The sequence below is a fragment of the Treponema putidum genome, from assembly GCF_024401155.1.
GTDB lineage: Bacteria > Spirochaetota > Spirochaetia > Treponematales > Treponemataceae > Treponema_B > Treponema_B putidum.
Window position 1 is genome coordinate 1570904 of the sequence record NZ_CP038804.1, and the last position, 23825, is coordinate 1594728.

Genomic DNA, 23825 nt, shown 5'->3' on the forward strand with positions numbered 1-23825 from the left:
CACATAACTTTATATATTCTTTTCTTTTCTTTTTTTTATTCTATCTTTCGAGCATTAAGCACATAGAAGTTTTGATAGTCTGGGTTTTTGTTGTTATTTCCGTGATCTTGATTTTTTCACCTGAAAAAATTAAAAACCTTAAATCGATTCTCGGTGTTTTACCCTTTGTGATAATGGTGCTGCTTCCCTTCGTAATCAGGGGTTTTTACAATGTTCCATAGAACAAAGATATTTTTCGGCAAAGCTCATCTTGCGGCTAATGTGTGCGATGATGACAATTTCATTTATTTCTTCAAAATATTCTTACCTTTACTTGGTTGAAGGCGTTATGAAGCTAGGTCTTCCCAATTTTTTAAATCAGATTATTTCCCTTACATTTAGATACTTTTTTATGGTAAGGACGGATATAGACAAGACTGCAAAGGCTATGAGTGCCCGCTGCTTTGACAATGCCCGCACCTTTGCAAAGGTTTCAACCTACGGGGAAATGATAGGCGGCTTTTTTTTGAAGACGGCGGATCACGGCGACAAGGTTTATAATGCGATGAGAGCACGGGGTTTTACCTCCGAAACCAAATTTAAACCCGAAAAAATTACCTCGTCTTTTTACATAGGCCTTCTTGTTTTCTTTGTTTTGCTTTTTATAGGCCTCACAATAATAGAAAGATTTATGGAGATTCCATGGCTGTTTTAATAGAAAATTTATCCTACACCTATCCTGATGGAAGGAATGCAATCAAGAATACAAATGCTCATTTTGAAAAAGGAAAGAAGACGGCAGTAGTCGGTCTAAACGGTTCGGGAAAGTCGACCCTCCTTTATCATCTTAACGGAACAATTTTGCCTCAAACCGGAAAGGTGAATATTTTGGGTGAAGAGGTTTCTAAAAAGACCTTAAATTCCGTAAGAAAAAAATCCGGTTTCCTCTTTGATTATCCCGACCATCAGCTTTTTTTGACAAGCGTTTATGAGGACATCGGCTTCGGTTTAAAGAATTTGGGTATGAGCAGGGGAGAAATAGAAGCTGCCGTTGACCGCATCTTAAAAAAATTGAATATCGAACACTTAAAGGATTACTCGCCCTATCAGCTCAGTTTGGGACAAAAGAAGATATGTGCCATAGCCGGTGTCCTTGTAATGGAGCCTGAAATCATCGTATGCGATGAGCCTTTTTCGGGTCTTGACAGCAAGGTAAAGGCGGCCTTTAAAGATATCTTGGACGATTTTTCCAAAGAAGGAAAGACGATTATTTTTTCGACCCATGATCAAGATTTTTGTTATGAGTGGGCCGATAATGTTTATGTTATGAACGAGGGAGAATTGATTGCCGGAGGAGATGCCGTGAGCATTTTTAATAATGCGGAAGTCCTGCAAAGGGCCGGTATAGTTATGCCTAAACTGGCAAGGCTTTTCGGCCATAAAAAACCTGCACCCCGTTCTGTTGAAGATGCCCTAAATTTATTGTAAATAAAAGGAGGAATTTATGCATATATCCGATGGAGGATTATCGACGGCGGTTTGTGCCGTAGGTTATGCGGCGAGTGCGGTAGGAATTGCATTTGCCGTCAAAGGAACAAAAGAAGAAGATATCCCGAAAATAAGTCTTATGGCGGGAACTTTTTTTGCTATTTCGTTTATTATGATTCCGATACCGCCTAGCTCGGTTCATCCGCTCATGTGCGGACTGATAGGAATTATTGTCGGGCGTAAGGCGCCCCTTGCGTTTTTTCCCGCTCTGCTGCTGCAAGCTCTTTTGTTTCAGCACGGCGGGATTACAACTCTCGGAGCCAATACCTTGATGCTTTCTATTTCTTCAATATTATCGGCAATTATTTTTTATAATTGGAAAAGCGATAATGTGCTTTTAAAGGGAATGGTTGTAGGAGCTTTGTCTGTTATCTTTGTAGTTTTGGTTTTATCGGTTCTTCTTATGACGGGCGGAAGTTTTGCAAAAGAAACCTTTATAGCTATCTTTGTTTCCCACTCCGTTGTAATGGCGGTCGAGGCCGTAATTACCGGTTTTGCCGTCAAACTCATAATGAAGGCAAGGCCCGATTGGTTTAAACGGAATTTATAGGAAAATCAATATTTTTGATAGAAGGTAAAATTATGAAAAAATATGCTTTAACATTATTGTTTTTGTTTGTTGTAAGCTTTGCAGCTTTTTCTCATGCAATGTTTTTGGAGCTAGTAGAACCGGGAGTTTTTCAGGTACAATATGACGGCGGAGGTTTTACCCCAGGACAAAGGTAATTCTTTATTCCGACGGAGGCTTTGATGTCATTCAAGAAGGTGTTATAGATGATAATGGCTTTTACCGCTTTGATCCCTCGCTTAAAGTAATGTCGGCCGAAGCTGCGGATGGCGCAGGCCATGTTGCCTATTGGGAAGCAAGCGAAGAAGAAAGCTCAGACGAAGGCGGCTCTACCGAATCCGCTTCCGGCGATTCTTCTGTAAAATCTAAAAAAATCGGGAAAACAAAAAGACCTAGTAAGCTCCCCACAATTTTAACCGTTTTAAATACCTGCGCAATTATTTTTCTCTTTTTTGAATTTAGAACATTTAAAAAAAAGGTCTTAGATAAAAAAGCTTAAAACAAGTATCTAAAATATCGCCGCTCATTTTAACTTGAGTTCTGCTTATAATGAGCGGCAAATTCTATTTTTACATTTAAAAAAATTGTTATAAAACATAAAATACTGCCGGCAAAAAGAAAGACGGGATAAAAAATGCCTATTGCAGCGATACTGCTTCCGATAAGCATTCCTATCGGAGAAGATATTTGAATCAACACGGTATTAAAGGCAAAAAATCTTCCTAAGAATTCGGGTTGCACTTTTTTTTGGTAAAGGCTTGTTACATAGACATTAAAAACTCCCATGCTGAAACCTGCAAGCAGGGCGGATAAGCTGATAATACCGCCGAGTAAGATTATATTAAATAAAAAGTTATTTTCTTTTAAAAACCAAAAGTAAAAGCCTAAAATCAAAAAAGAAAAGGCCGGCAAAATCAAAGCAAAAAAATGTATATTTTTACCGGAAACTTTTCGAGCAGCAAGACTGCCCAGTATATTTCCTATTCCTAAGCCGAAAAAACAATTGCTGAAAGAAGAGTTAAAAAAGACTTTTCATCTTTTAAAAAATTATTTATTACAGAAAAAGCCGATTGCCAATTAAATATAAAAACAGTTTTAAACTGATAGGTCAATATATTCGAAAAAATAGGTGTACAAAAAAAGTTTAAGCATGAAGCCAATAATGCAAATCTTAAAAGTTCTTTTTCACTTAAAACATAGCGGTACCCATCGAAAATCTTTTTTAACTTTGACTCCGCTTTATTTTGTTCATCTTTCTTTTTAAAAACGTAGCGGATAAAAATCTCGGATAGGGCGGATATAAAAAAAGTTAGAGCATTGATCAAAATACAGACTTCACAGCCTAAGAGCATCACTAGCCCTGCTGCAAAGATTACGGCCGACATCGAAATTAAGCTCTTACTCATTTCTAAAACCGAATTAGCTTTTTTTAAATTTTCTTTATTTATTATTTCGGGTAAAATTGCTCTGCTTGTGGGTTTAAAGATGGACAGGCAAAAACCTTGCAAAACACTTATAAGACAAAACAAAAATACTTTTAACTTAAAATCCGAATTTAAAAGAATCAAAAATAGAATAAAAATATTTAAAACAAATTGAGCCGAGTCGCTTAAATATAAAAGCTTTTTTTTGTTAAAGCTGTCTACGATTGAACCTGAAAAAAGAGAAAAAACAATTCTTGAAAATTTGGCAGCAGAATAAACAAGGCCAAAATTTATAGGATTATCCGTTTGAAGGGCAACCCAGATAGAAATAGCTATGCTTCCTATCTCATCGCCTATCAGCGAAGTTATTGTCCCGAAATAAATTAAAAATAAATTACGCTTTTCCGTTCTTTTTTGAATTTGCATACAAACATTTTAACCTTTGAGGACTCACTTTTCAACCCAATTTTCGAGTTTTAGGGTCTTTATCCTTTTAAATTCTTTTGTATTATTTGTTACCAAGGTTCCGTTATTATATAAAACTATTGATGCTATAAGTAAGTCATTAGGCCCGATAAGGGTTCTGCTTTTTTCCAGCTTTGAACGTATATCTGCATATGTGTATGCCGTTTGATCCGAAAATGGCTCTACTTCAAATTCTTTAAAAAACACTTCAAGCCGTTTTAGATTGTCTTTCTTTTTGCTGCTTTTATATGCACCCAATAAAAGCTCTGCCTTTACAATTGAAGGAAGCCTTATCTTAGAAGGCGGAATAGATAAAATTTTATTTTTGAGGGATTGATACTTTCCGTTTATAAAATAAATACAGATATTTGTGTCCAAATAATACATTATAGGAACTCCCTAGGGCTGTCATCTTCCCATTTCGGCTGTTCCGGTCTTTTAAAGGTTTTATCATCTACCGATCCGAAAAGATTTATAAATTCTTTGGAGTAAGAAGGCTCAATTTGAGGAAGAATTTTTTCCAAAACCCAGCCTGAAATGGATTTGTTTGCATTTTTAGCGGCTTTTTCAATTTTTTCAAAATGACTTTCTTTTACATATAAAGATATTTGCGGCATCGCTCCATCCTCCCCTATAGATAACCTCTAAAAACTTCAGTTTTTTAGAGGTTTACCTTAAGCTTACTATAAGTATACAGCTTTTTTATTTATCCGTCAAGTATACTTGCAAGTATACTTGTCATATAAAAATCGGGAATTCAAAATCCCAAGATACCTGCTTCTCAGCATCTTAAAGCCGCCGAAGCGTTTTATGTTTTCGGAAGGGAATTTGGGCATCTATTAAAATGCCCTGTGTGTTTTTTATATCTTTGAGACTGCTTAATTTTACATAAACTATCCGGTAGACATAAAGTTAGAAAGGGCTTATAATGCACTCTAAATTATAGGAGAAATAAATTGAAACAATCAGATTTTGAAAAGCCGCCTATTGCGGAAATAAAAGAAACACGTTTTGAAAAGTTTGGGAAAACAAGAATCGATAATTATTATTGGTTAAAAGACAAGACCGATAAAAAAGTTATCGATTACCTAAATGCCGAAAATGCTTATACTGATAAGATAATGGCTTCTTCAAAAGATTTGCAAAAATCTATTTATGATGAAATTGTAGGCCGCATAAAAGAAGATGATGAAACCTATCCTGTTTTTGAAAACGGCTATTATTATTATAACCGTGTCGAAAAGGGAAAGCAGTACAGAACCTATTGCAGAAAAAAAGCGTCTCTTGATTCAGCCGAAGAAATCATTTTCGATGTAAACAAAATGGCCGAAGGAAAGCAAGCCTTTATTTTCGACGACTATGTTGTAAGTCCCGACAATAAAAAAGCTTGCTATTTTTATAACGAAACAGGTTCCTTTGCAGAATTTATTTTAAAGATACGCGATTTGGAGACCGGAAAAGATATAGGCTTCAGCTACAACGGAGCCGTTACCGCAGCTTGGGCATCAGACAGTCAAACTCTTTTTTACAGTGCAATCGACAGCACCTTGCGTTCAAGTAAGATCCTAAGGCAAAAACTTGATGAAGAAAAAGGAACCCTTGTCTACGAAGAAAAAGATGTAAAGTTTTCCTGCTATGTGCAGGGCACAAAGACAAAGGAATTTATTTTTATTTCAAGCTCAAGTTCTACCACCTCGGAAGAACGCTTTATTTATGCCGATAAACCTGAAGAAGAATTTAAAATCTTTCTTCCCCGCGTTAAGGATACCGAATACTCCGTTTACCCGCACAAGGAAAAGTTTTTTATCCGCTATAAGGACAAACAAAACTTAAACGGCAAAATCTATTCCGCTCCACGTTCCTCCTATTCAGATAAATCTACATGGAAGGAAGAAAGAGCTCACGACAAAAATGTCCGCATTGAAGATGTATCCGTATTTGAATCCTACCTCGTATTGGAGCTTCGTAAAAACGGACTCATCGAGATTGAAATTAAGTCTCTTAAAAACGGAGAGGTAAAAAATATTTCTTTCCCCGAACCCGTTTATACGGCTTATTTAGGTGCAAACCCGGAATACGCTTGCGATAAGGTACGCTATATTTACACTTCATTAAACCGTCCAAGCAGCGTATATGATTACGATATGCTTACGGGAAAATCGGTCTTGTTAAAACAGCAGGAAGTTCCATCAGGTTTTAATCCGGATAATTACATTGTAGAAAGGCTTTGGGCAACGGCTGCTGACGGAGTGAAGGTTCCTATGGCCGCCGTTTATAAAAAAGGTTTTGTAAAGAATGGTTCAGCGCCTGCACTTCTTTATTCTTATGGAAGTTACGGCTACAGCTCCGATGTATATTTCAGTCCTAGCGTTTACAGTCTTGTTGAGCGGGGCTTTGTTTATATCATTGCTCAAATCAGGGGCGGAAGCGACATGGGAGAACAGTGGTATGAGGACGGTAAGCTCTTAAAAAAGAAAAACACTTTTACCGATTTTATAGCCTGTGCCGAATACCTTATTTCTCAAAAATATACTTCTTCCGATAAACTTGCAATAATGGGCGGAAGTGCGGGCGGTCTTCTCATGGGTGCAGTTACAAATATGAGGCCGAATCTTTTCCATTCTGTTGTTGCTGCCGTTCCCTTTATAGATGTCGTTACTACTATGCTCGATGATTCTTTGCCCCTTACAACAGGCGAATACGAAGAGTGGGGAAACCCTAACGAAGAGGAATATTATAATTACATGCTTTCTTATTCTCCTTATGACAATATCGAAGCAAAAAATTATCCGCACATGCTTGTAACCGGAGGTTTAAACGATTCTCAAGTGCTTTTCCATGAGCCTGCAAAATATACTGCAAAGCTGCGTGCAAAGAAAACCGGAGATAATATCTTAATCCTACACATGAACATGGATTCAGGACACGGCGGAGCTACAGGCCGCTATGACATGATTAAAGATACTGCTTTTGAATATGCCTTTATCCTTAACATGGCAGGAATCAATAAGTAAGCCTTAGCCTTAGCCTTAGAGAGTTTTATTATTGCAAGTTAAATTCTAAGGAAAGCCTCGAAAAACTTAAGTTTTTGAGGCTTTCTTAATATTAAATCACAATTTATTAAGCAAACTAAATTCCGGCAGCTAATCTTTGCGCAGCACGAGTTGCTTCCAAAACCTTTCCCGAACAAGAGCTGTCTCCGATATTATAAATTTCGGGAGCTATGTTTTTAGTTTGGGCTGCAAAATAAAGGTCGTCATCGGTTTTGTTTCCAACGGCAAAGACTATTAAGTCGGCCTCCAGTTCAATCTTTTGAGTTTCGGTGCCTATTTTTTTCGCAAGCGGGTTAGGTATGTTTTCAGGCAAGATGGGCTGCCAAGTATTATATGGATTAGGCACACCTTTCGAAATGTTTTTTTCTACAATAGCTTTTCCCGAATCAAGCCCTATAAGTTTTGCGCAATTTAAAAGTTTAACACCGGCTTTTTTCATATAGTAGATAAGGTAACCCCTGTTAGCAGTACAAACTCCTTTCATAAAATACGGAAGCATTTCCAGTACCGTAACATCTTTTTTGTGCTCATATTTTAGCCAATAGGCTGTTTCACATCCTACAACACCTCCGCCTATTATAACAATCTTTTTAGCACCTTCCGCCTCCTTAGGATTTAAAAGAAGGTCTACAGCCTGGATTGTCTTTATCTTTTCCATTCCCGGAACGGAAAGAGAAATAGGTTTACCTCCGTATGCAAAAACCAAGACATCGAATTTTTTGTTTTTTAGAAAATTGAGATCAACTTCAGTGTTTAAAGAAAGTTTAAAATTAGGCATAGACTTAGCCTTTTCTACCTTTGCTTGAAGATAGGTTAAATAATTTTCAAAATCATATTTAATCTTAGGCACACTTCCAGTAATTACGCTGCCGCCGACTCTGTCCGTTTTTTCAAAAAGTTCTACATTATGTCCCCTCTTTGCTGCCTTAACTGCAAATAAAATGCCGGCAGGCCCGGCACCTATAACACCGATATTCTTTTTTACCTCTGCTGAAGGAGCATCAAAGGGAAGAACATCTTCAAAACCTGTTCTGGGATTTACGGCACATTGAGGATGCCCTCCTAAAACAAATTCGTTGATACAGCCTTCCTGGCATCCGATACATGGCCTAATATCTTCTACCCTGCCTGCGTAAGCTTTATTGCACCACTCGGCATCGGCCAATAAGGGGCGGGCAAGCATTACCATATCGCATTCGCCGTTTCTCAATGCAGTTTCAGCAACATCGGGATAGCCCAACTTGCCGACAGCAACTACAGGAACGGGGATTCCGGCATTAGATATAATATTATTGGAAGCAAAATAATCTTTTACTATTTTGGAAACTTCAAGAAAGCAGCCTGCGGGCATTCCGCCCGGAGGATGAGGAAGCCACCAGTTATCATAGCATCCGAGGTCTACGTCAAAAATATCTACGCCGCATTTTACAAGATTTTTCATATAGTCAAGGGTTTCTTTTATTGTTCTTCCGTTTTTAAATTTTTTAAGCTGCCGAACTTTCATGCCTTCTTCTCCGTAGGTCTCATTAAGGGCAAGAGAAAGGTCTATGCGATACATTATAGGATAGTCGGCGCCGGCCCTTTTCCTTATCTCTTTTACAATATCAAGCCCGAATCTTTGCCAGTCGGCATATTTTCCGATCTTACGGCGGTTAAAGGCCGGATTGGTCAATTGTTCAAGAAGATAGCCTTCATGGCCGTGAAGATATACTCCGTCAAGCCCGCACTCCTTGGCATCGGCGGCAGCCTGCCCTGCATTTTTTATAATTTTTCCTAAGGCTCTGCCTGAAAGACGCAAGCTGGGAATTTCGGAAATATAAAAGTTGGGATTATTTGAAGCAGACACGGGAAATCTAAACTTGGTTAAAAGACATTGAGGATTTCCTACACGTCCCAGTCCCGGGGTTAATTGAATAAAGATCTTACTTCCGAAAGCATGACAGCCCTGAGCCAGATCCCTCCAGCCTGCAAGATTGGTTCTCGTTCCGTCGATACGCGGAAAATAAGAATAATTATGAGGCTCCGTTACCGAGTGATCTATTCCATGACTTATTGGAATAAGGCCGGTTGTCAATAAACCTACACCGCCTTCAGCTCTGGCAAAAAAATATTCAAGCATTTTTTTGTTTGGCCGTCCCGATTCTTCACACATATTTATGTTTCCCATAGGTCCCATGACAACACGGTTTTTAATTTTTGTTTTGTTAATTAAAATAGGCGAAAAAAGACGGGTATAGGGATAAAGGGCCTTAGTCATGCGGCCTGTCCCCCCTGCCCTGTTTTCAAAATCGCCTTCCATCCATCCGCCGTAAGCGTCCACCATTTTTTTTACTTCAGCATCAAATTTCATTCTTTTCCTCCAAAATAATTTTTATACTCTATAATTTTAATTTTTAGGAACCCTCAAAAAACTTCAGTTTTTAGAGATTCCCTTTAGTCTTCTACTATGACTTCACCGTTTTCTTTAACTTCAACCCTGTTTCCGCTTTTAACCGCTTCTAAAAATTCTTTTCCTAAATTATCGATTGTAGGAATACGGTTATCGGTAAAGTTTGCTGCAAGGATTACGCCTGCAGCAGCCAATGAATCTATCGGCTCCGAAAAAAGCATACATGCAGGCTGACGGCCCATAGAAGCTGCACAGAATATAACCATTCCGCCCGTAGTTGAACCTATAGTCTGCGGGAGGCACAGAGCCTTTCCTGCTATTTCCTTTTTGTATATGTCAGGATTATTTTGATCGGAACAATGAGCCTTTTTATCGCCGAACATCAAAGCTTTTTGAAAGCTTGCAAGGGTATTAAATCCTTTAGAACTTACAAGAGCTTCTGCCGATACTGTGCCCGGAACAATTACTCTTCCCTTAAATATTTTCATGTTAAATCCCTCCCGTAATTAGATCGGCTATTTCATCGTCCTTATAATAGACGGCCGTAGTATAGGTTCTAAGTTTATTGGAATTCGTGATAACCGATTTTTTTGCACAAAGCGGGTTATTCATATACATTAAGGGACAGGTTTCCGAAAAAATAAGGCCGAAAGATTTTAATTTTTTATATTCCTCGGTTTTAGAAAATTCCTTTAAAACACCCCGCGGCGAAGTCATAACCGTCGGTATCGAAATTTTTGATTTTTTATTTTGTTTTAACTTTTGTTCTATAATGCCTGTCCATTTAATAAGCTGTTCTTTAGACAGGTGAGGACAGCCTATAAAGCAAAGTTCAGTAGGGGCATTTTTGTTTTTTCTAATATCCGGATATGAAGACCTTATCCTCAAAAGCTCGGATTCGGTGATTGTATAGACTTCTGCACTTTTACGGATTAAAGAAGTCCCCGATTCTTTTGCTTCAGGTGTAAGATTTTCGACATGGTATAAACCGACGGCTCCGTTTGATGCCATCGCAGCGCCCATATCCTTAAAATAGGCCTTTACCTCATCATTCAGCTCACGGCCTAAAAACCTGTCCAAACCTTTGATATAGGGTACGTTTTCAACAGCCTTGATTCCTATTGCACTTCCCAAAAGTTGGGCTTCTGGCAGGCTTTCGGTTTTGACCTCTACAATTAAATCGGCTTTACGCCCATCATCGGTCAATAGGCCGAACTCCGGCACCCAGCCTGCAATCAGCCCGAACATTTCGATTATACCCGAATTGCGGTTACACCTCGCTCCCAATACCGAGTTTGCATAATTAACGGCAGAAGATTCTGCCCAGCTTAAGATTTCTCCTTTTTTAGGTGTGTTCCCTACCTCGTCAAAATAGCAGGTACAAGTATAAGCGTCATCCGATAAAAGCCCCATAGCTTTAAGCTGTTTTTCATATTCTTCCTGTTTGCTGTACATAAAATGAAAAACAAGGCGTTCTAAAAAACTTTTAGGCACCGCATCATCAAGCGGACGAGGGTCTACCGTAAAGGGAATCCCTGAAACAGCTTCGGATTGGAGAAGTTCATCCATCAATTTATAGACCGGCTTCATAACTCCTATACCGAAACTTGTAACAAGGTGACCGTATTTCCCTGTAACCTTAACAAGCCTTTGGGCACCAAAAGCTTCACCATACATGACCAAGGTTTTTAAAACCTTAGCCTGCATTTCTCCTTGAGAACCGTTTAGAATTTCTTCTTGTTCCCGTGTCAGTTGCATACTCAACCTCCTTACTAACGTAGACAATTATATCATAATTTTTGCGGAAGGTGAATTTATTTTTTAAAATATAGAACGCCCTTGAATTCAAAAAGAATCTAAAGTATAATCAGCAAAAACGATGAGGATATAAACTATGAAACTAAAAGACCTCGACCTTTATTTTACCGAATTATTAAACATAGATGCCTTTGCGGCTCAAGACTTGTCGCAAAACGGTGTTCAGGTACAAAACAGCGGAAAAGAAATAAAAAAGGTTGCTTTCGCGGTGGATGCCTGCCTTCAATCCATAAAAGAAGCCGCCGAGCAGAAGGCCGACATGCTTTTTGTACACCACGGCCTTTTTTGGAGCCGCTCCTTACGGATTATGGGAAATCATTACCATAGAATAAAGGCTCTTTTGGATAATGACATAGTGCTCTATGCCGTTCACCTTCCCCTCGATGCCCATCCCCTTTACGGGAACAACATCGGTCTTGCCGGCCGCCTTTCCCTTGAAAACTTAAAAGAGTTCGGCATGTACAGGGGTGTAAACATAGGTTTTTACGGCAGTCTTCCTTTAAAAGGAGTATCCGAAGAAGGTTTGGAAATAGACGAAATTGTAAATAAGCTTTTCCCTCAAAGGGAAAAAACGGCAAACATTCTTCCCTTCGGGCCTAAAAAAATTAAAACCATCGGAGTGATTTCCGGCGGAGCCGCTTCGGAAATAGATGATGCAATAGCCTTAGGACTTGACCTATACATAACAGGAGAGATTGAACACATTACCTATCACAATGCCCTCGAAAACAGGATAAACGTAATTGCCGGAGGTCATTATCAAACGGAAACTGTAGGCATTCAGTTGGTTGCAAAAAAGCTGGAACTTGATAAAAACATAGAAACCTGTTTTATAGATATTCCGACAGGCTTTTAAATTTTTAGATTAAGATGAGTTTAACCGGAATATGAAAGAAAATAAAAAGCGTATTTTAATTTTAGGAGCGGGACTTATGCAGGGGCCGGCAATAAGGGCAGCAAAAGAATTGGGCTGCGAGGTCATCGCAGTAGATGGAAACCCGAATGCGGTTTGTGCAAAAGAAGCCGACAAGTTTTTTCCGATAGACTTAAAGGATATTCCAGCCCTCATCGGCCTTGCAAAAAGTTTAAAAGAAAACGGCTTACACGGAGTTTTTACCGCAGCTACGGACTTTTCCGTATCGGTTGCAGCTATTGCAGAAAGCTGTTCTCTTCCCGGTCACAGTTTGGAAGCAGCCCGCCGTGCAAGCGACAAGGTTTTAATGAGAGAGTGCTTTGAAAAGCACGGCGTCCCTTCTCCAAGGTTCACCCACATTTTTAAAAGTGAAATAGATGAGGCCCTTCAAATTTTAAAACAAAAAGCCATTCAATTTCCTCTTACGGTAAAGCCTGCCGACAACATGGGAGCACGCGGCTGCCGTTTGGTCTATTCCCAAGATGAATTAAGACCGGCCTTAGAAGATGCTGTAAACTTTTCGCGGAGCGGCAAGGCCATTGCAGAGGAGTTCATCGACGGTGAAGAGTTTTCGCTTGAAGCCCTCGTTATAAACGGAAAGATTTTTTTAAACGCCCTCGCAGACAGGCATATTTTTTTCCCGCCCTACTTTGTAGAGATGGGACACACGATTCCATCGATTAAGAGCAAGGAAGAATGTGATGAGCTTATAAGAGTTTTTTTTCTTGGTATAAAGGCTCTGGGGCTTACAAATGGGGCAGCCAAGGGGGATATTTTTTTACGAAAAGCCGATCCGCAGAAAGACGGCAAAAGGGAGGCCTGTGTGGGAGAAATCGCCGCCCGTCTTTCAGGGGGCTACATGTCGGGCTGGACGGTTCCCTATTCTTCCGGCTTTGATGTAACTAAGGCCGCCGTCAAAATAGCCTTAGGCGAACCCTTAGATGAGCTTCCGCCTCAAGCTATGTTCAGTTCGGAACGAGCCGCTCGCTTTAGTGCTGAACGAGCGTGGATTTCGGTGCCGGGCATCATAAAAAAAATATACGGGCTTGAAGAAGCAAGGAACACAAAAAACGTAAAAGATGTTTTACCCCGCCTTTTTGAAAAAGATGAAACCGTTTTCCCTAAAAACAATGTAGAAAAATGCGGCAATGTCCTAAGCTCTGCGGAAAGCTATGATGAAGCAGTTAAGGCGAGCATGGAAGCCGTACAAAAAATATTTTTGAGGCTTGAAAGAGCAAACGACAAAACAAATCTTTTTTTTGAAAATACAAATCTTTCGATAGCCGTGCAAGGAAATTATCCTCCTAACTTTTTTAAATTCCCTGAAGATAACAGCACAGAGGGAATTAAAAATAAGACTTTTGATGAGCTATTAAAAAATTCCATTTTAGCGGAAGAAGATGGAATTCTTTATCCTTCGTTTTTTAAAGATTTTTTAGATAAAGCCTTTGATGTGCACGGACTTTCCATTCGGGAAGCAATAAAACACGCCTTTTCCCTTGAACCTAGGTTAAAAGAAAAGATGCTCAGCCTCCAAAATATAGGCGAGCCTTTAAACTCTGATCTTGTTCTGTGGTGGAAGTATTTTATACGCGGCAGCCTCCAAGGACTCATCTATTATCTTGATACCGAGTTTAAACTATAGACACTCCGTCTGAGGCTTGACAGGCAAAAAATGAAGCGGTAAAGCCGGTTTGTTCCGTGTAGGCCTTCCCTACCCTTTCGGCAAATTCTTCAAAGCCGTCCTTGTGCACAATGGCGATAGCACAGCCCGAAAAGCCCGCCCCTGTCATTCTTGCACCGATGCAGCTTTTTTCTTTTGTAGCTGCAAAGAAAAGAGCATCCAGTTCTTTTCCGGTAACTTCGTAATCGTCTTTTAGTGAAAGATGGGATTGGTTTAAGTAACCGCCTAAAAGTTTTAGGTCCTTATTTTTTAAGGCTTCGGCACTCCGCCTTACCCTGTCCATTTCGGTAACACAATGCCTTACTCTGCGGAAAATTTTTTCTCCCAAATTGGAAGTCAAGTCATCTTTTAAGTTTTCAAAATCGGAAACGCTTAGATCGCATAAAAAATCTATGTTTCTTTCTTTTTGTAAAAAGGCAAGGGCTTTTTCACATTCTTCCTTTCTTTCGTTATATTTTGATTCAGTTAATTTACGGGGCTTATTGGAATTCATAATTACAATCCTGTAAGGCTCGGTTTCAAGAGGAATGTACTCATAGTTCAAGGAGGAGGTGTCTAAAAGAATGGCTTGATTTTTTTTACCCATTGCTATAGCAAACTGATCCATAATCCCGGATTTGAGGCCTAAAAATTCATTTTCGACCCGCCGGCCTGTCTTTGCAAGCTCAATGCCGTCAAGTTTAAAACCGAAGGCATGAGAAATAATTTTACCGAAACAAAGTTCCAAGGCCGCCGAAGAAGAAATGCCGCTGCCTTGCGGAATATTGCTCATTATTAAAAGCTCAAATCCCGTATCAGCCTTTAAGCCCCTTTCTTTTAAAAACAAAAACATACCGTTTAAATAGTTTGAAAAATCATTTTCTTTATCAAAGTTCAAATTTCCGTCAAGCTCAAATTCAAAAACTTTTTTAGACTTCATCGAACGGTAAAGTATTTTTTTATCCTTTCTTTTTCGCAGGGCAATTCTTAAATATAAATTAACGGCAGCGGGCAGCACGAGGCCTCCGTTATAATCTATGTGTTCACCTATTATATTTATCCGCGCAGGAGAGGCTGCAAAAATAATTTTTTCTTCCGAATTACCGTAAAGAGAAATAAAGGCATCTTTCAATTCCTGTATATCATTTGTTAGGTTCAAAATTTTTTCCCCCTCAAAACTCAAAAATCATCAAAATAATTTTATAATTCTAAGAACCTTAAGCTCTATAGCCCTTAAGCCAGCGTTTAACCGGAACGGTCCAATCATCTTCGCTTGAGCCTTCCAAAAGCAGACGTTCAAACATAAAATGAATGTGAGCACTGACATCTTTTTTATCTTGTTCGGAAAGCGTTTCGTCATCAATAAACAAACTGTTAATAATATCAACTCCAGCGCTTATCGTAAATCGGTCTTTGAGCACATATAACATCATATACATCGCTGAAGGAATACAGTTTACACTGTGCTGTTTTACATACAATACACTTTCTATAATGCGCCGTGCCCCTTCTCTTAATTCAGCGGTATAGGCTTGGCGCTCATCTTCGGTGAAATCGCCTTTTTTAAAAACTTCAGCATAATACACTGAAGCAAGAATAACGATAGAAACGTGCAGACTAGGAACGCACAGTAAATGCGGATCGAGGGCGTGAATCATTCTAAACGCTTTATCCGCCTTATAATCGGGACGCTTTGTCGTTGTCATACAAAAACGGTACACCCTTGCAGCATCGGAATACGCCTCTTCGATGAGGGAAAGATATTCGATACAGTACGGCAGAGCTTTTTTTACGCCTATTCTGCGGAACAAAAAAGTCATAGGCCGAATCCAAAAATTGGTAAAATTCAAATAGATTTGCACTTTGCCGGGTGTAAACGGAATCAGCTCGTCCAAGGGGTGCGAGACATCCAAAACGGGAATGGTTTTGAAGCGCCACTTTACCGAAAACTGAAGCCAAAAAAAATCGCGCACAACCGTACGCAAAAAACGGAAAAGCACTTTCGCACTTTTAAGCCGGAACGGAATTACCAAATACGGAAGAAGTATACCGTAAGATTCTATCGGCCTTATGACCTGATCTTTTCTCTCTGCACAACTGTTTGCCATAAAGCCTATTATATCGAAAACGGAAATTCTTTACAATATACCGCATTGCGATTGTATTGAGATTGCCGGCGATTGAAATTGCGGCAATTGAAATTGCCGGCAATGCGATTGCTGGACAAAAGGCTTATTTTTATGTAAAATGAAAAGAAAGAAATGCGCTTTAAGGAGCAATAAATAGATGTACAAAAAAGACTTTCCCTTGCTTATGCAAAATCCTAACATTCATTATTTGGATTCTGCGGCAACAGCACAAAGACCTCTACCGGTTATAGAAGGCATAAAAGAATATTTTTTACACTCAAACGGAAATGCGGGCAGAGGGTCTCATTCCCTTGCAATAGCTTCTTCTATTTTGGTTGAGGAAACACGGAAAAAGACTGCCGAATTTATCGGAGCCGATAAAATTGAAAGCATTATCTTTACAAAAAATTCTACCGAAGCCCTCAATATAATTGCCTATTGTTACGGCTTATCAAACCTCAAACATGGCGATGAAATACTTCTTGCTGTCTCAAACCATCATGCCAACCTTGTTCCTTGGCAGTTTGTTGCAAAACAAACAGGGGCTGCCTTAAAATTTATCTATCTTAATAAAAACGGCGCCTTGGACATAAATGATTTTAAGGCTAAACTTTCTTCAAAAACAAAGATAGTAGCCCTATCAAGCGTAGTAAATGCAACAGGACTCATAAACCCTGTAGAAGAAGTAATTAAGCTAAGCCATGAAAGCGGAGCCGTCGTTGTAGTCGATGCAGCTCAAGCCGTTGCCCACTTTAAACAGGATGTATCGGCTATTGACTGCGACTTTTTAGCTTTTTCAGGGCACAAGATTTTTTCGGACTTCGGAGCCGGAGTTCTTTACGGAAAAAAAGAGCTATTGGATAAGATGCCTCCTTTTTTATACGGGGGAGATATGATCAATTTTGTTACAGAAGAGTCAAGCGAGTTTAAGGAAGCCCCCTATAAATACGAGGGCGGCACCCACGATACTGCTGCAATAGTTTCTCTTAAAATTGCAATAGAATATATCGAAAAAATCGGTTATGACAATATAGAAAAAACCGTAAAAGAATTGGACTCTTACGCTCTTTCGGAATTAAAAAAACTTGACTTTGTAGAAACCTACGGCACCGATGTTAAGGAGCGGGCGGGTATAATCGCTTTCAACGTGAAAGGCGTTCACTCACATGACACATCTTACATATTAAACGAATACGGTGTTATGGTAAGAAGCGGACATCATTGTACACAGCCCCTGATGACTTACCTAAACATAAATTCCTGCTGCCGTGCAAGTTTTTCTATTTTTAACACAAAGGAAGACATTGATGTTATGGTCACTGCCTTAAAAAAAGTAAAAAGCGTTTTTTTAAAGAATTAAAAAAACTTAAAAATAATATTGATAAGGAATATAAATGGACATAGATACGATTTATCAGGAAATGATTTTAGAATACTCTCGAAAAAAAGAAAACTGCCGCGAGCTTTCAGGTGAAGGGGTAAAGATAGAAAGAGGCCATAATCCTTCATGCGGTGATGACCTTACCCTCCTTATCCGGGAAAAAGATGGGATTATAGAAGATGCTTCCTTTTTAGGGAGAGGCTGTGCCATTTCTACGGCTTCTACAAATATGCTGATTGAGCTGATAAAAGGAAAGCCCTCAGAAGAAGGCAAACGTAAGATAGAAATATTTTTTAAGATGATGAACGGAAATGAGGTTTCAGAAGAAGAAAAGGAAGAATTGGAAGATGCTCAAATCTTGGAATACTTTGCCGAAATGCCTGCCCGTATAAAATGCGCAACCTTAAGCTGGCACAGTGCCGATGTTCTTTTAAACGAAAAAAAAGGAGGTGTATTTTAATCGTTGTTCTTGCACCGATGAAAATACACCCAAATAAAACTTATTTTTTAATCTGGTTTGATTTTAGTTTTACAACATGGCCTTCACCTGCATCAAAAATAATCAAAAAATCTTTGATCTTGATGTCGGCATACTTAATTATAGCTTCTCCGTTTTTATCAAGCGTAGTCTTAAGTATAATCTTTTTTTTCGAATCCTTTTCTTTGGGATTTTCGATTCGAATCTCTACACCTTCAGCAGATGCACCGTTCGAAAAACTGCCTTGGCAAAGGAATGTCCCGTCACCGTTATCATAGCAATTAAAGATAACACTATGAGCAAACAAAAGAGCTGCTCCCAGCACTAAAAAACAAATAAAGATAGCTGTTCTTTTTTTCATTTCTCTTTCTCCTATAAAAAGTCAATGAGAAAATATCAATTTTCGATTTGACTTTTTACGCCGTTTCGCAATACCTGTAAGAAACGGCAATCAATAATGCGATGTTTTGTGCAAAGCACAAAACTCGTCAGATAAACAGTGAGGCACTATTTCTGCCGAACTGTTTATCACACCTCCCATAAAAATTTTTTGAAGGAAGCCTCAGAGCCTTTTGGCTCTGTTCTGTAAGGAAATTTTTCATCGTATCCGCTAAAGCGGATAGCGAATCAGCTTCCGAAAAAGTATTAAAATTTGAGAACCTCAAATAGGTTCCCAATAAAATTTATTTTTTAACCTTAGTTAATCTCTCTAAAAGATTTCTTGCCTCTTTTTCTACACTTGCGGCAATTTCAGCGTCTGTAAGGGCCGCTCTGTAGCAGGTGGGAGTTCCTTCAAAGTCTTCAAGTTCTTTTTCATTATTACCATACCACAAGTGAAAATGCAGCATAGGAGCAGTACCATGTACAGCTACAAATGAAATCAAAGAATACATACCGGCATCCTTTCTTTCAGCCTTCATCGTCATATATGGTCTTGAAGGACTTGCACCGACACGGACATAGCTTGATCTAAAGACTTCTTTATCCCCTTTATAAAAGACCAGCTCATTTTTTCCGTCTTTTACAATAAATTCCAAGTGAGAGTAATCTTTAACGGATTTATCTCTTTTTTGTAATTCTGCAATAATTTCAGCCTTTGTAAAATCTCCACCCTTGGGATTTTTGCCTGCAAATTCTTTTACAACCTTTGCATAGGCGGCTTCGACCTCTTTACTTGTATTTTCAAAAATAGATAATGCATTAATCCATTTGCCGTGAACTGCATAAGATTCAAAGGGAGAAACATGGCAACACTTAGGCATATTTTGGATTGAAGATTCAAACATTTTAACAAGGTCTGCCTCAGATGTGAATGCAGAATAGTATGTAGGCCATTTTCCTGCACCGGTTATAAGACGGTCAATACTTCGGCTTCCAAAACGGGCATGCCAGTGGATAGGGCTGTTTCCGTGAGCACTGGGAGGCATTGATATAAAATACTTAAAGTTTGCATTTTCAAGTTTATCTTCTACAGCCTCAAATGTTTCCCAAATAGTATCAGGAGACTCGCCGTCAGCTTTTTGTCCCATATATTTGTATTTGACGGAAATTTGCTTTTCGTTACCGGCTTTATCCAAGTATGTAAAAAGCACAGTGTTTGTACCGTCAAACTTTGCCTTTGCCGCCGGAGCTTTGTACATATCCAAGGCAGCGGCTTCAAGGCCTTCAGGTGTATAAAAGGGCATATCTGCTGCTGTTTTTTTATAAGCTGCTTTTAAAGATGGATTATCTTTTATGATATCTGCAGAAACCCATTCGCCCTTCCAGGCGGCCAATTCCATTCCGGCTGTAAATTTATCATTCATTTTTACAGCAGGCATTGACTTACAGGCAGTAAAAATAACTGCGAGTGTAACCCAGTATAAGTGCAATCTTTGCACCCATTTTTTTATTAACCATAATAAACTCCTTTAAGTTAATATAAATTATCTATAAGCTAAATAAGGATATTCCTTATTTTAGCGGCATTGCCTCAATCCAGAGCACGGCATCCTGCGAAAATTCTTTACCCTCAAATTCTTTTACATTACCTGCACCAAGGGCAGCAAAACCCCAGTACCCGGCCTTGTGAGGAATAAAGGAGAAGTTTCCGTTTGCATCGGCTAAAATAACGGCAGCGGCATTTTTTGTTTTTGCCTTCTTCTCAAATTTGCTTTTTTTCATGTTTACATCAAAGTTTATGTATTCAACTTCAATTTCCGCATTGGAAACCGGTTTCCCTTTTGAATCGACAACAGTACCGCGGAAAACACCGCCGACCCAAACGTCATAGGGCTTTACCAAGGGTAAAATTTCGGGATAACCGTCGGCACATCTTTTTTCCCAATCTGTCGGACGCTCGTCCTTATTGATAAAGACCTTAGTAATCTGCTGAATATATTTATCTTCACTACCTTCATAATAAGGATGGGGAACTGCTACCAAGACCCAGTCTCCGCCCCCTTTAAAGCCGTTATCCCTGTTTAAGGTCAGATCATAGGCCAAAGCCGTATTTTCGGCAGTAGTAAATTCCGTTTTCTTTAATGAAGGTAGAAGATCTTGAATTTTTTCGTCATGAACCGAAAAGAATTTTTCAAAAACTTTGACTTCTCCGGCCTCGTTTTTACCGATATCCATTACTAGTCCTGATTCGGCAGGATGAGTAAAAACAATCTTGAACTCAACAGAATTGCCTTCAACAATTGAAGTCGGGGTATAAATCATTTGGAAGTGTGCAAATGAAACCATAGATACCAAGAATAAAAATAAAAATATTCCTGTCAATTTTTTCATAGAAAAACTCCTATAATATTTTTAGTCTAAAGACTTATAATCTAAGCGCAAACTCAACTGTAAACAAATGTTTACAATATACCTTATTTAAAAATAAAACGGAGATAAAATAATGAAAAAGCGAAAAACATAGTCTACAGCTTTGCTTTATTTAGAAGAGACCGACAGTAAAATATAGCTGTACAATAGTTAGTTTTCCGATTTTCCCTCCCTCCGAAGGATTCGAAATACAAATAGGCAGGTCTCCTGACTTATGATTTAAAGTTTATCGCCTTCCCATATTAACAGTGGCTTATGCTTCCAATAATGACAAATATTAGAAATACAATGATAAACAAACTCAATTACAGTAGCGGGGGCTGTGCCGGTTTTTCACCGGTTTCCCTTTTAATCTTAAAAAATAATTTAAGAACCTTATTTGTCTATAACCTTTTAGTAATTATAAATATTTTCAAAAAAAAGCAAGGCCCCCATCGGGTGCATTCTACACGGAAATCAAGTCGACTAAAAACAGCCGATAATAAAAGTATGGAAAAGCTAATCAGCATTTATTAAAAAGGAATATTGAAGAGTATATTAAAATGGTACCAATATCAAAGCCCTCTCATAAAATGTTATAAGGAGCATACATTATTTTTATATTTTAGTCAAGAAATAAATAAAATTTAAGGCCTTTTAATTCTACAATCTCCTGAAACGGTCTTTATAAAAAGCCTCGGGCTATCCGTTTTATAGGATTTACTTAGTTTATATCGAATTGTTCTTCTTTTAACACGAGAATATACTCACTAAATTTTCCGTTTATAATACCGAATCTCAGCTGCATTAGGCAATAATGATTTTTATATCAGTTTTTTCTTTTTAAACCAGCAAAGTCCTAAAACGACAATGACAATACTCAATATTATAACAGTAAGATAGCCGTACTTCCATGAAAGTTCGGGCATGTAGCTAAAGTTCATACCGTACCAGCCTGCTACAAGGGTCAACGGAAGAAAGATTGTAGTTACAACAGTAAAGATTTTCATAATCTTATTTAAGTGGAGATCCAGCTGAGCTTGATAAGATTCCCGCAACTGATTCGAATACTCTCTTAAAATACGGATATTTGCTCCATAACGCTCTACCCTCTTTGAAAGAAGGTTTATAATGGTCAACTCTTCTTCGGTAAAAATTTCGTTTTCATTTTCGGCCAGGTCTTGGCAAAAATCTTCCAACTGATCATAATAGCTAAAGAGGGTCAAAAGTTCGTTGTTTATATTCGAAAGCTCCGCTTCAAAGTGAGTGTCTTCTTCTATTTTTTCCCAAACCCTCATTTCCAGTTCAGATATTTTTTTTCTAAAACGGTAATAGACGCCGGCATGCGACTTGATAAGCTCTTTAAAAAAACGGTTAAGAATACGCGGAATATTTCTTTCGCGAACTATAGTTTGCTGTAAAGCAGTTTCAAAAGCTTTTTGAGTAGAATAGTCCTTGTCTATAATTTCTATGGCCAAAAAAAGATTTTTAGATATATAAAGGCCTATTGTATCGCGGTCTTTAAAAATATTTTCCATTTCGATTATATTTATAACGCCGAAACTGTAGTCTTCCCAAACGCCGAGGGTATTTTGTTGGGAAAAATCGCTGCATTGCTCGATAAAAAGAGGGTCAAGGCCTAAAAGCCCTTGAAGCTCAATGAGCTCCTTAAATTTTATATATCCTGCAACATGTCCAGTTATTTTTTCAGTCCGGGGATCAATCGGTGTCAATTCTGCATCTAATTTTACAAACATAGCTTAACCTATCATATTTTTTATATTATATCAATAATTTTATATCAATAATTTAGCTTAAATTGGAATTTATTGCCTCCGCAATTTTTAAAAGTTGGGCCTTAGTATTTTGCGAAGGGTCTTCAAGGACAGCTTCAAATAACTTTTGTAAGATTATGCCGAGCTTAGGACCTGCAGGAATTCCGATTTCAATCAGCTCTCTGCCTCCGACAGCAAGATCTTTTAAGCTGAGGGCAGAGTCTTCTGCTATGACTTTTTCAAGCCTCTTTTTAAATGCAGTCAAATTGCTTAAATCGGGAGCCTTTCCCGTCATACCGAAACCGTCGGCTCTTCTCAATTCAAAGAGATTCGGAATATTTTCTACCCCGGCTCTGACTATAAAGCGGCGGACGGCAGCATCGCTCCAATCCTCCGTATAATGAAACATGTGAAGCCCCACCAAATGACAAACTTCTTCAATTTCCTTATTCGGAAATTTTAAACGCTGCATTATATTTTTGGTGAGTTTTTCCGAAACCGCCTCATGCTTATAAAAGGTGTAATCGCTGTACTCATTTTTTTCTCTGGTACTTACCTTTCCTATATCGTGGAAAAGAGCAGCCAAGCGCACAATAAGATTATCTTGCGGAGCGGCATCGCAGCTTAAAAAGCTGTGGTCAAGCACATCGAATGAGTGCATTCCTTTTTGCTCGACCCCGCGGCAATCAGAAAGTTCGGGCAAAAATACTTTTAAAAGTCCCGTATCTTCCAAGAGTCTTAAAGAAATTATAGGATGCTCACTTAAAAGTATTTTAACGAATTCATCCCGAAACCTCTCTATCGAAACTTTTTTGCAAGTCTCAATACTTAAAGGAATAGCCTTTAAAGTTTCTTCTTCTATCTTAAAGCCCAACTGCGAAGAAAAGCGGATTGCTCTTATCGGCCTCAAACCGTCTTCCCCAAAACGGGCAAGGGGAGAGCCGACGGTTTTAATAATTTTTGATTTTATCGATTTTACGCCGTCAAAGGGGTCGACAATGGAGCCGTCTTTTAAAGAAACGGCTATTGCATTCATAGTAAAGTCTCTGCGGCTCAAATCCTCTTCGATTGAACGGACATAGCTAATACTCTGCGGCCGCCTGCCGTCGGAATAATCAGCCTCGCAGCGGAAAGTGGTACATTCTATTTTTTCGCCCTTGTAAAGAATAGTAACCGTACCGTGGGCTATCCCCGTAGGAATCGTCTTGCGGAAAAGAGCTTGAACTTCCTTCGGTTCGGCATCGGTTGCTATATCATAATCCTTACACAGTTTCCCTAAAAACCAGTCTCTAACAGCTCCGCCGACAAGGTAGGCCGAAAAATCGGCATTAAAAAAAATAGAAGCGATTTCTTTCATTTTTTTTGAAACAGGATAGCGCATAGAAATTCGAGTTTACACAAAAATTTACGGCCTGTCTATACGTAGGCCGCATTTTTAATACCGCATTTTAA

The 23825-nt window shown here is 38.8% G+C and carries 22 protein-coding genes, 1 pseudogene and 1 riboswitch; of the genes and pseudogenes, 9 read left to right on the top strand and 14 right to left on the bottom strand.

Features of this window, described 5'->3' with window-relative positions:
* Window positions 1-268 precede the first annotated feature (268 nt).
* The 4 genes and pseudogenes from E4N74_RS07365 (at window position 269) to E4N74_RS12825 (ending at window position 2594) form a co-directional block, all read left to right on the top strand.
* Window positions 269-694: an energy-coupling factor transporter transmembrane component T family protein gene (locus E4N74_RS07365; protein ID WP_255817134.1), complete on the top strand. Its 426-nt coding sequence runs from the start codon at window positions 269-271 to the stop codon at window positions 692-694.
* The gene (locus tag E4N74_RS07370) at window positions 682-1467 is read left to right on the top strand and encodes an energy-coupling factor ABC transporter ATP-binding protein (RefSeq protein ID WP_255817135.1); all 786 of its coding nucleotides are present in this window, start codon (window positions 682-684) and stop codon (window positions 1465-1467) included. Before E4N74_RS07365 ends, E4N74_RS07370 begins: the two co-directional genes overlap by 13 nt.
* A gap of 16 nt (window positions 1468-1483) precedes the next feature.
* Complete coding sequence (locus tag E4N74_RS07375) at window positions 1484-2077, top strand: CbiM family transporter (protein ID WP_255817136.1); 594 nt, start codon at window positions 1484-1486, stop codon at window positions 2075-2077.
* Between the two features lie 32 nt (window positions 2078-2109).
* A pseudogene (locus E4N74_RS12825) lies at window positions 2110-2594 on the top strand (hypothetical protein).
* Window positions 2595-2623: 29 nt separating this feature from the next.
* On the opposite strand, the gene E4N74_RS07390 reads toward E4N74_RS12825, so the two are convergent.
* The 4 genes from E4N74_RS07390 to E4N74_RS07405 form a co-directional block, all read right to left on the bottom strand.
* The gene (locus tag E4N74_RS07390) at window positions 2624-2989 is read right to left on the bottom strand and encodes an MFS transporter (RefSeq protein ID WP_255817137.1); all 366 of its coding nucleotides are present in this window, start codon (window positions 2987-2989) and stop codon (window positions 2624-2626) included.
* 92 nt (window positions 2990-3081) lie between these two features.
* Window positions 3082-3945 carry an MFS transporter gene (locus tag E4N74_RS07395; protein WP_255817138.1) on the bottom strand — a complete coding sequence of 288 codons (864 nt, stop codon included), beginning with the start codon at window positions 3943-3945 and terminating at the stop codon, window positions 3082-3084.
* Window positions 3946-3969: 24 nt separating this feature from the next.
* Complete coding sequence (gene vapC / locus E4N74_RS07400) at window positions 3970-4371, bottom strand: type II toxin-antitoxin system tRNA(fMet)-specific endonuclease VapC (RefSeq protein WP_044977328.1); 402 nt, start codon at window positions 4369-4371, stop codon at window positions 3970-3972.
* Window positions 4371-4601 (bottom strand): hypothetical protein, encoded by a 231-nt coding sequence (locus tag E4N74_RS07405; protein WP_002668190.1) that lies wholly within the window; start codon window positions 4599-4601, stop codon window positions 4371-4373. The genes vapC and E4N74_RS07405 overlap by 1 nt, the downstream gene beginning before the upstream one ends.
* Before the next feature lie 339 nt (window positions 4602-4940).
* Here E4N74_RS07405 and E4N74_RS07410 point away from each other — a divergent pair, with 339 nt between their 5' ends.
* The gene (locus tag E4N74_RS07410) at window positions 4941-6998 is read left to right on the top strand and encodes a S9 family peptidase (protein WP_145475354.1); all 2058 of its coding nucleotides are present in this window, start codon (window positions 4941-4943) and stop codon (window positions 6996-6998) included.
* Between the two features lie 115 nt (window positions 6999-7113).
* Here E4N74_RS07410 and E4N74_RS07415 read toward each other — a convergent pair whose 3' ends face one another.
* The 3 genes from E4N74_RS07415 to E4N74_RS07425 all read right to left on the bottom strand — a co-directional run bounded on the left by E4N74_RS07415 (window position 7114) and on the right by E4N74_RS07425 (window position 11184).
* Window positions 7114-9387: an oxidoreductase gene (locus tag E4N74_RS07415; protein ID WP_255817139.1), complete on the bottom strand. Its 2274-nt coding sequence runs from the start codon at window positions 9385-9387 to the stop codon at window positions 7114-7116.
* Window positions 9388-9470: 83 nt separating this feature from the next.
* Complete coding sequence (locus E4N74_RS07420; RefSeq protein ID WP_044977331.1) at window positions 9471-9914, bottom strand: aconitase X swivel domain-containing protein; 444 nt, start codon at window positions 9912-9914, stop codon at window positions 9471-9473.
* 1 nt (window position 9915) lies between these two features.
* Window positions 9916-11184, bottom strand: coding sequence for an aconitase X (locus E4N74_RS07425; protein ID WP_255817140.1), 1269 nt, complete (start codon window positions 11182-11184; stop codon window positions 9916-9918).
* A gap of 136 nt (window positions 11185-11320) precedes the next feature.
* On the opposite strand from E4N74_RS07425, the gene E4N74_RS07430 reads away from it, so the two are divergent.
* Both E4N74_RS07430 and E4N74_RS07435 read left to right on the top strand, forming a co-directional pair.
* A complete protein-coding gene (locus E4N74_RS07430; protein ID WP_255817141.1) occupies window positions 11321-12100 on the top strand; it encodes a Nif3-like dinuclear metal center hexameric protein in 780 nt (259 codons plus the stop codon).
* 31 nt (window positions 12101-12131) lie between these two features.
* Window positions 12132-13802: an ATP-binding protein gene (locus E4N74_RS07435; protein ID WP_255817142.1), complete on the top strand. Its 1671-nt coding sequence runs from the start codon at window positions 12132-12134 to the stop codon at window positions 13800-13802.
* Here E4N74_RS07435 and E4N74_RS07440 read toward each other — a convergent pair.
* Entirely contained in the window at window positions 13792-14979 is a 1188-nt protein-coding gene (locus tag E4N74_RS07440) for a galactokinase (RefSeq protein ID WP_044979642.1), read from the bottom strand. The two genes, E4N74_RS07435 and E4N74_RS07440, sit on opposite strands and share 11 nt — an antisense overlap.
* Window positions 14980-15037: 58 nt before the next feature.
* The gene (locus E4N74_RS07445) at window positions 15038-15928 is read right to left on the bottom strand and encodes a hypothetical protein (RefSeq protein ID WP_255817143.1); all 891 of its coding nucleotides are present in this window, start codon (window positions 15926-15928) and stop codon (window positions 15038-15040) included.
* Between the two features lie 178 nt (window positions 15929-16106).
* Here E4N74_RS07445 and E4N74_RS07450 point away from each other — a divergent pair, with 178 nt between their 5' ends.
* Complete coding sequence (locus tag E4N74_RS07450; protein ID WP_044977339.1) at window positions 16107-17309, top strand: SufS family cysteine desulfurase; 1203 nt, start codon at window positions 16107-16109, stop codon at window positions 17307-17309.
* A 34-nt stretch (window positions 17310-17343) separates the two neighbouring features.
* Window positions 17344-17790 carry a Fe-S cluster assembly sulfur transfer protein SufU gene (gene sufU / locus E4N74_RS07455; RefSeq protein WP_145475353.1) on the top strand — a complete coding sequence of 149 codons (447 nt, stop codon included), beginning with the start codon at window positions 17344-17346 and terminating at the stop codon, window positions 17788-17790.
* A gap of 40 nt (window positions 17791-17830) precedes the next feature.
* On the opposite strand, the gene E4N74_RS07460 is transcribed toward sufU, so the two are convergent.
* The 5 genes from E4N74_RS07460 to E4N74_RS07480 all read right to left on the bottom strand — a co-directional run bounded on the left by E4N74_RS07460 (window position 17831) and on the right by E4N74_RS07480 (window position 23754).
* Window positions 17831-18169, bottom strand: coding sequence for a hypothetical protein (locus E4N74_RS07460; protein ID WP_044977342.1), 339 nt, complete (start codon window positions 18167-18169; stop codon window positions 17831-17833).
* Window positions 18170-18491: 322 nt separating this feature from the next.
* Window positions 18492-19679: a ZinT/AdcA family metal-binding protein gene (locus E4N74_RS07465; RefSeq protein ID WP_255817144.1), complete on the bottom strand. Its 1188-nt coding sequence runs from the start codon at window positions 19677-19679 to the stop codon at window positions 18492-18494.
* An 82-nt stretch (window positions 19680-19761) separates the two neighbouring features.
* Window positions 19762-20580, bottom strand: coding sequence for a DUF4198 domain-containing protein (locus E4N74_RS07470; protein ID WP_255817145.1), 819 nt, complete (start codon window positions 20578-20580; stop codon window positions 19762-19764).
* 219 nt (window positions 20581-20799) lie between these two features.
* A riboswitch (cobalamin riboswitch) is annotated at window positions 20800-21013 on the bottom strand.
* Between the two features lie 409 nt (window positions 21014-21422).
* A complete protein-coding gene (locus E4N74_RS07475; RefSeq protein ID WP_255804827.1) occupies window positions 21423-22355 on the bottom strand; it encodes a magnesium transporter CorA family protein in 933 nt (310 codons plus the stop codon).
* Window positions 22356-22407: 52 nt separating this feature from the next.
* Window positions 22408-23754: a CCA tRNA nucleotidyltransferase gene (locus E4N74_RS07480; RefSeq protein WP_255817146.1), complete on the bottom strand. Its 1347-nt coding sequence runs from the start codon at window positions 23752-23754 to the stop codon at window positions 22408-22410.
* Between the last annotated feature and the right edge of the window lie 71 nt (window positions 23755-23825).